Origin of the sequence: Flammeovirga sp. EKP202 (genome assembly GCF_014534745.1) — a bacterium.
Classification (GTDB): domain Bacteria; phylum Bacteroidota; class Bacteroidia; order Cytophagales; family Flammeovirgaceae; genus Flammeovirga.
In genome coordinates this window covers 1-7,610 of the sequence record NZ_JACVVP010000100.1, presented here as the reverse complement: position 1 = coordinate 7,610, position 7,610 = coordinate 1, and the positions used below count along the sequence as shown (strand labels likewise).

At 30.4% G+C, this 7,610-nt stretch carries 9 protein-coding genes; all 9 read left to right on the top strand.

The genetic code is table 11. The annotated features are described in order from the left end of the window. Positions 1-333: 333 nt before the first annotated feature. The 9 genes from IC221_RS28970 to IC221_RS28935 all read left to right on the top strand — a co-directional run bounded on the left by IC221_RS28970 (position 334) and on the right by IC221_RS28935 (position 7,392). Positions 334-792 carry a hypothetical protein gene (locus IC221_RS28970; protein WP_188172274.1) on the top strand — a complete coding sequence of 153 codons (459 nt, stop codon included), beginning with the start codon at positions 334-336 and terminating at the stop codon, positions 790-792. A 202-nt stretch (positions 793-994) separates the two neighbouring features. Next, a complete protein-coding gene (locus IC221_RS28965; RefSeq protein WP_188172273.1) occupies positions 995-1,495 on the top strand; it encodes a hypothetical protein in 501 nt (166 codons plus the stop codon). A 185-nt stretch (positions 1,496-1,680) separates the two neighbouring features. Further along, a complete protein-coding gene (locus IC221_RS28960; protein ID WP_188172272.1) occupies positions 1,681-2,817 on the top strand; it encodes a carboxypeptidase-like regulatory domain-containing protein in 1,137 nt (378 codons plus the stop codon). Between the two features lie 401 nt (positions 2,818-3,218). Next, positions 3,219-3,704 (top strand): hypothetical protein, encoded by a 486-nt coding sequence (locus IC221_RS28955; RefSeq protein WP_188172271.1) that lies wholly within the window; start codon positions 3,219-3,221, stop codon positions 3,702-3,704. A gap of 41 nt (positions 3,705-3,745) precedes the next feature. Next, complete coding sequence (locus IC221_RS29710) at positions 3,746-3,961, top strand: hypothetical protein (RefSeq protein ID WP_223241534.1); 216 nt, start codon at positions 3,746-3,748, stop codon at positions 3,959-3,961. Between the two features lie 54 nt (positions 3,962-4,015). Next, the gene (locus tag IC221_RS28950; protein ID WP_188172270.1) at positions 4,016-4,342 is read left to right on the top strand and encodes a DUF6000 family protein; all 327 of its coding nucleotides are present in this window, start codon (positions 4,016-4,018) and stop codon (positions 4,340-4,342) included. Positions 4,343-4,814: 472 nt separating this feature from the next. Further along, the gene (locus IC221_RS28945) at positions 4,815-5,225 is read left to right on the top strand and encodes a hypothetical protein (protein WP_188172269.1); all 411 of its coding nucleotides are present in this window, start codon (positions 4,815-4,817) and stop codon (positions 5,223-5,225) included. A 101-nt stretch (positions 5,226-5,326) separates the two neighbouring features. After that, positions 5,327-5,953: a CPBP family intramembrane glutamic endopeptidase gene (locus IC221_RS28940; RefSeq protein ID WP_188172268.1), complete on the top strand. Its 627-nt coding sequence runs from the start codon at positions 5,327-5,329 to the stop codon at positions 5,951-5,953. A 272-nt stretch (positions 5,954-6,225) separates the two neighbouring features. After that, positions 6,226-7,392: a hypothetical protein gene (locus IC221_RS28935; RefSeq protein ID WP_188172267.1), complete on the top strand. Its 1,167-nt coding sequence runs from the start codon at positions 6,226-6,228 to the stop codon at positions 7,390-7,392. The last annotated feature ends 218 nt before the right edge of the window (positions 7,393-7,610 follow it).

The window sequence follows — 7,610 nt, the reverse complement described above, 5'->3', positions numbered from 1 at the left end:
CTTAATTTAGCATCTACTTATTAATATTTTAACTATTCGCAAATTTTAAGAGAGCGAAAGATCAGTTATTTAAATAAACAGGTATCAATAGATAAAAGTCAATTTTTTAGTAAAAATCAACATGAAATTTTTAGACAAGAATATCATAGAATAAATAGTGATAGTTTAAAAAAAATCAGGAAATCAGTAAAAGACAGTTTCCTAGAAATACATACTAGAATATATAAACAGTTTGGTAAATATGGTTTGACGGATTTGCATTGTCATCATCTATCAAGAGAAATTGTAAGTAGGCATTTTTTTAATCCCTTTAGTGGTAACTATATAAATGCAATGTGGTTACACTATGGCAAATCATATGAACAACTTCAAACTTATTCAAATAAAGAGGAAAAATCATTTATAAATAATATCAGAATTCAAGTTATTATTCATGAGAGTAGCATAGGTATTTGGTTAGTATTAGGGAAAAACTGGGGAAGTATAATTGATAGAAAGCACTTTAGGACTCAGATGCAAAATACTTCGATAAGGAATAAATTTTTTAAACATTTTATTGCTCTTGGAGATGATTATTGGATAAATATCCCTAATGCACCTAAAATTAGCAATTTAAAAACTCCTGATGAATTGGTAAGTATTACAAATGAAGAAAAAAATGAGAATTATTTTATTATAGGAAGGGATATAGATTGGCTTGATAACATTCTATCGAAACAATCAATTGAAGAAACCATATTAAAGGAGTTTAAAAAGCTTTACCCATTATATGAGATTATGAGACACAAATAAAGCACGATGCCCTAACAATGGTATAAATCAAACTTTTTTGCCGCAGGCACAACACAAAAAGTACGCTTCATAGTCGCACCGTAGTGTAAAAAAAGAAAAATTACAATAAATGATATACAAATTTTTAAACGCAAAACATTGGCAAATATTCCTTTTAGCATTTGGAATACCAATGATTTTTCAATTCATAATGATAGGGACAATGTTTGCAAATATTGTGTCGAACGATAATCCTTCCCCCGACTTTATGTTTAACTACTTTAAAGTATTTCCGATAATAATGCTTTTATCTATGGGGATGTTTTTTGGTTGGTTTTGGTCTGTTGCTGTTGGATTACAAAGAGTAATACCTGACGAGATAAAATTAAAAGTCAGCAGATTTAAATTCTTTCTTCTGATTCCTGTTGTTTACATTATCTTCTTTCTTGGATTCTTGATGTCGTCATTAACTTCAGGTGCACCAAACCCAGATATTTTTACCATCATACTTCCTCTTCATTTTTTTTCAATGTTTTGCATTTTCTACACTCTATATTTTGTAGCCAAAACTTTTAAAACAGCTGAACTCCAGCGAAAAGTGTCATTTAGTGATTTTGCAGGTGAATTCTTTATGATTTGGTTTTACCCAATTGGAATATGGATTGTTCAACCGAAGATTAACAAGATCATAAAAGAAAAAGCACATATTGCTAATAACAGCTAACAAAACACATCCTTCGGAAGTACGTTTGTTAGCCAGAATAGAGTTATGCTATATGGAATTTAAACCGCAATGCAGGTTATCCCAAGAAGAAAAGACTGAAAACCGGTATAAAAATCGTGGTTTAATAGACTAAAAGTGACCAAAAACATTGGGCTATACTTTATGCCAAAAAGAGAGAATTATACATGAATTTCAAACTGACTTTATTTATACTAATTTCAAGTTTAACGTTAGGGAATGCCCAAAACTTGATTGTTCCTCATATGACCAATGATAAACCAAAAGCTGGATTAAGGGTAAAGATGGTTCCAGAAAATTTCAAAGGAACAGGCGTGTATTATTCAATGTATCTTCCTGAAAATTATCAAATTGGCAAAAAATACCCAATCATTGTTGAATATACAGGAAATGAATGGAAACCTTCTGGGTCTACAGGAGCAGTAAAAGATGCAAATCTGGGGTATGCAATAGCTAAAGAGATTGAAGCAATTTGGGTTGTTTTTCCTTATGTTAGTGGGAATACTTCGGTAAAAAAATGGTGGGGAAATGAGGATGAGACAATCTCTTTTGCTTTAAAGAATATTAGGCAAATTTGTTCAGAGTATGGTGGAAATCCTTCTGAGGTTTTTCTTTGTGGATTCTCAAGAGGAGCTATTGGTGTCAATTATTTGGGATTATATAACGACGAAATAGCTGATGTTTGGCTGGGCTTTTTCACTCACGACCATTACGATGGTGTTAAAGAATGGAAAGGAACAGACTGGGGTACACCGTTAGGCAGTTACAGACAGGCTGCAATTAGTAGGTTTAAACGAATAAAAGGCAGGAACTGTTTAATATCACAAAAAACGGAAGAAGGTGATACTACCTTTGAAACTAAAAAATACATAGATGAAAACAGTCTTAATAAATTTGCTGGCATACAATATAACCTAGTGCCGATAAAATCAGTTATTCCCGATATTCCATCAGAGTTTGTACCACATGAACATACAGATAAGTGGCTTCTTTTTGATTCAAATTATGCTGATTCCGTAATTGATTGGTTCGCACGAACAATAAAAACTAAACCTAATACCTACTCATTAAAAGGAATTGTAAAAGATTCAGATAATAATCCATTGAGTGGATTAGTAATCGAGAGTGGTAAGACTCATTTTACAATTACTAATGAGAAAGGTGAATACACTTTAGAAGGTTTAGTAGGTGGGCATCGAACTATTTCATTGTTTAAGCAAGAAAGTGATGATTTAATCGAAACCAAAGAAGTATTTTTAGTATCAAATGTACAAAACCTAAACTTCATAATTCTTAAGAAATAAAATGCACGAAGGCACAATAATTAGAGCATAGTTTGGTCTTCAGAACCAAAAAATAAAACTCTAGTTGAACAAAGGCAGTGGATTTTAAAGCACTCAGCTGTATGGAAATTAGGAAGGACTTTTCGATTACTTGGGAAGTCTTTTTTCGTTACGAACTTAATGCCCCAACAAGCATTGGAATACGATGGTATATAAAACCAAATCTTGTTTTGTAATACATTAAAATGTAAATTGAAACTGTCTTTCAACAATCTAACAGCAAACTATTTTTTGAAAGGGAGTTGGAAGCTTTTTCTAATGGATATATGCGATGGTGTTTATTCTTGAAATTTAAGGAGTATGCGTTATACGTAATTGTTTATATTTAATGTAACCAATTAACCAATAAAAAATAAAAGAGGATGGCTTTTCCCAAAAAAGGAAGTAGAAATATTGAAATAGATGGAATTAAGTTTCTATATAAGATATCGAAGTTAAAACCAATATCTGATTGGAGACAAGATGATAATGAGCTAAACGTCAATTTCAAGAAATACGCACAGGAATATGGATTAGGCAGCGTAAGAGATGCAACAATTAATATTGTAATTCAATCTATGGATAATTCTGTCTCCAGTATGTTTATTAAATGCCATACATTGCTGATTGACGGGTTTTTAGGCCCAGAACAGATTATCCAAATTAAACCCAATCAGGTTTCACAATTGATAAGAAAAGGTTTAAATGATGGATGGAACCCAAATAAAAAAGGTGATTATAGATTAGAATTGGCTCAAAAATGGACAAATGAAAAGAAACCTGTCATTATGCAACTTCCAGGGATGAATGAAAACATTAGCGACTATAAAAATTTGGAACGCCCGAAAGAAATCAATTTAAATGACTAGAATAAACAGGTAATAACTTTATACAAATTCAATACGGCTCAATGTGTTCAGAAAAAGTATTAGTTAAAGCGATTGAATGGAAAAGCTACATTTACCCGGAGAGTAAGTTAAGCCCCTTCAATCAAAAAAAGTATTTTTTTCTTATGGATACGACTATGATTCCTTTTGACAAAGGAAAAATTTTCTATAATCAGAATGAGATTGCATTTGCCGATGCAGTTGAAATTGGAGGATTTGAATTGATAAAAATTAATTAGTAAAATCGCCTTACAATGACGCATAAAGCATAGTTTATCGTTAACATCAAAAAAATGACTGAATCAGAACTTTATTCAAAATATATCATTCCTTATTATGGCGATTTGATGCGGATGAACTTTATAAGACGAACAAACAGCCAAATAACAGAATTGTTTAATTCATTAATAGCTTTAGGAAATGAATTAAGCGATGAGATATTAATCGAATTGCTTAATGATTCTTGGAGACCAAGTAAGGTTTCTGCATGGATGATAGGTTTATCAAAAAGGTATGTCCTAACATCCGAAATTGAGAAGTATTTAAATAAGCCAGGAACTAGGCATGGTGAGCATACATTAATAAATTTATTGCTTTTTAAAAAAAGACAGTCCATCTGAGTACTTTATCAAATTTATTAAGCAACAAATAGCTTATTTAATTGAAAATGAGAATAAATTAGTTATCGAAGATTTATCAATTGAATGGGCTATTGCAATCATCAGCTACCTAGATAAAATTTATCATACAAATTATTTGTGTTCAGTTTATAATTCGATTGAATGGAATGAATTTATCAAATTGGATTTATATTCACCGATTAAGAATAGGTTTGAACCTTCATGCCATGAAGAAAAAATTGTGCTTCTCATGGAATATGTAAAATGAGGATAACATTAGCTTTACTACCACTGGTCGTAGTTTAGTCGTTAGGTTATGGGTATATATTTTTTATAAATGAGATTAGAACTACAATTTGACGAACATGAGTATAGATACGTGTATCAGCAAATGCATGATATACTAATAGATCAAGAGAAAAGAACCGTTCGATCATGGAAAAGTCATATCTTTTTTTCATACCTATTATTTATGATTTTTTTAGCTCTAGGATTCTTAAATAAGGGGTGGTTTAATTTTTCTATTCTTTCTTTAATATACGGGAATATCTTCTTATTGAAGATCGTTTATTTAAAGTATAACAACCGTAGAATAATTAAAAGTAATATCAAAAGTGTAGAACTAAGTATTGATAATTTAAAACTTATTAAAACTGTATTTATTGATTTTGATGAAAGGGAAATTAGATACTTTGAGAATGGGAAACTTGAATTATGTAAGTCATGGAATGATATTAAAGGGTTTGTTAACCAAGAATCATTTCTAATTTTTTATTTTGATCTAAATGATGATAATGATACGCTTCTAATTCCCAAGAAAATGTCAGATGAAAAAACCTTTGAATTATTTATAGAGCTATTTATTCAAAAAATAAGGAAATAAAGTATTACAAAAAGGGAGGGCAGAGTTCTCAATAGGTATGTGACGAAATCTGTCTGAGATACCATGCTCGAGTCGTTAGAACAAATTAATAAATAAACTTTATGAAATCTAAATTTAATATAACGAAAGGGGACCTACTACTTTTTGGGTTAGGTGTAGTTATATCGGTATTCTCTTTTATGTTACTTTTTATAGCGGAATACCGAGACAATGAATATTTGATTAATTCAGATTTAAAGTATACGAGTTTTTTCAATTCTTTATTCTACTGTTTATTTGTCGCAATAGTGGAAGAATATCTATTCAGATACTTATTTCTTCGCAAGTGGATTAAAGACCGTGATAAGTCATTAAATTTTAGATTGTTACTATTGGGATTTATAAGTTCTGTAGTTTTTGGATTTCTTCATTTAGACTTATCTTTATTTCCTAGATTACAACTATTAATTAGTTTGGCAGGGATATCACTTTTTTATGCAGCCTATCAATTTAGATCTGTTTACATCGCTATAGGTATGCATTTTTCTTGGAATTTTATACAAGGAGTAATATTTCCATTTGAGGGAAGTGGTTCAAACATAGAAAGTGTATTTGTATTGGGTTCTACCATTGAAATAATGCCTGAAGCAAATTTATTTGTGATATTTTCGATTTTACTAGAAATAATATTGGTGACGATTTTTTATCACCTTTCAAGAAAGGTTAACACTAATTTATTCAAGCAGTAAAAATTAAAATATATTGAAAAAAGCATAATAAGGGACATATTATATATAAGTCGAGTGTGACGTAACCCGTCCGCCAAGCCAAATTCTAGTCGTTTTGATTATTTGAATTTCATTTGCGGGACTGGTATATATTATGATTCATAATTGTAATTTTCTTTGCTAAAAGGTAGTTGTTTTTTGAGAAAAACCTAATTTTACTTTTATCAAGGTTTAGTATTTTATTGAATACAGCTTTGATAAAGAATATCAAGCAAACTCAATTTTTTTTCCTAATGATCAAGTCTATTATTACTTCATTTTTATTACAGTTTATCCTTTTATTTTCTGTCTCTGGGCAGAGTATTGATTACTTTTCTAAAGTAAAAATTATTAGTAATTCTCTTGAAATAAAGAGTGATGATATCACTATACCTTTAGTGATAAAAGAATACAAAAAAATTGTAAATCAAATAGACAGAGATAGCCTTCTTGTAAAAGCGGTGGTGAGTTCTAAGATCGGGGCTGAATTGTCTAAGAAACAATATTATAAGGAGGCGGATTATTTCTTCAATGTGTCTTTCAAATACCGTAAAAAGATTGGGAGTTATATCCCGATACGATGGGCATTGAGTGCTTTATACAATAATAGTATTAAGGCAAAAGATTATCAATTGGCAGTAAAGTATAGCATAATTTGGTTGGACCAAGTTATGGAGAATATCAATGATTCTTCTTGGCATTCTATCTACAAGAATCAACTTAAATATTACTCACTTGAAGAAATAATTGTTAAAGAGCATTATAAAAAAATAAATACAATTGGAAATACATCTAATTCGACTTGGAATAATGATAAAATATCAAGTGTTGATGCTGAAGAGAGGTATTTAATTGGTGAAAAAATGCTGATCAGTTTTATGAAAAAATATGGAGATAGAAATGATCGTCTTGTTCCTGCTGTCGATTATCCACCTTACGGTTATTATCAGCATATTATATATAATTATTGGAACAAGAACAATATTGATAAAGTCAAGTTTTGGGAAAAAAGAGCACTTAAGACATTAAAGAAAAATACAAATAAAACAGCTTATAGTAACTGTATTCGTGCATTCGCAGCTTTGTATAAAAATAATCCATTAGAAATGGACAGTCTTTTAAATCAAACTGAAGCTTTAAGAATGATCAATGAGTACATGGAGGTGTGTAAGAAAATTAATAGACACGATCAAGTGGGGTTTGGATTACGCTATTCTGGTTTACGTTATATGGATTTGGAAGAGTATGTAAAGGGTATTCATCATTTTACAGATGCCATTAAATATTGTCATCTACATGATCTCAAAGGGGATATAAGTAAGTCGTATACTGGTGTGCATAAATTGCTTAACAAAATTGCAAAAAATAAGGATCTGGAGGCATTGGAGTTATGTAAACATTGGACAGTTGGTTATGACTAAAAAGGCTTACCAAAAATTCACATTGATTCTATTGAAAACATCATTCAAAACTATAATATCAACAGTTATATGGATGTGAACTATCACTTTAATGGAACTTTAGAGTCAAAAGGACTAATGACAGAAGGTAAAAAGGAAGGGAAATGTATAGTTACCCCAGTAGTTCGGACTGTCTAAGCAGAAAAGATAATTATCTTTTTTTGAGAGATTCAGCTTCA

Bases quoted from the DNA above. Each gene is read 5' to 3' on its own strand.
- IC221_RS28945 (WP_188172269.1), top strand. From the start codon at position 4,815: ATGATTTTTTTAGCTCTAGGATTCTTAAATAAGGGGTGGTTTAATTTT.
- IC221_RS28960 (WP_188172272.1), top strand. From the start codon at position 1,681: ATGAATTTCAAACTGACTTTATTTATACTAATTTCAAGTTTAACGTTA.
- IC221_RS29710 (WP_223241534.1), top strand. From the start codon at position 3,746: ATGTGTTCAGAAAAAGTATTAGTTAAAGCGATTGAATGGAAAAGCTAC.
- IC221_RS28940 (WP_188172268.1), top strand. From the start codon at position 5,327: ATGAAATCTAAATTTAATATAACGAAAGGGGACCTACTACTTTTTGGG.
- IC221_RS28965 (WP_188172273.1), top strand. From the start codon at position 995: ATGTTTGCAAATATTGTGTCGAACGATAATCCTTCCCCCGACTTTATG.
- IC221_RS28950 (WP_188172270.1), top strand. From the start codon at position 4,016: ATGACTGAATCAGAACTTTATTCAAAATATATCATTCCTTATTATGGC.
- IC221_RS28970 (WP_188172274.1), top strand. From the start codon at position 334: ATGTGGTTACACTATGGCAAATCATATGAACAACTTCAAACTTATTCA.
- IC221_RS28935 (WP_188172267.1), top strand. From the start codon at position 6,226: ATGATCAAGTCTATTATTACTTCATTTTTATTACAGTTTATCCTTTTA.
- IC221_RS28955 (WP_188172271.1), top strand. From the start codon at position 3,219: ATGGCTTTTCCCAAAAAAGGAAGTAGAAATATTGAAATAGATGGAATT.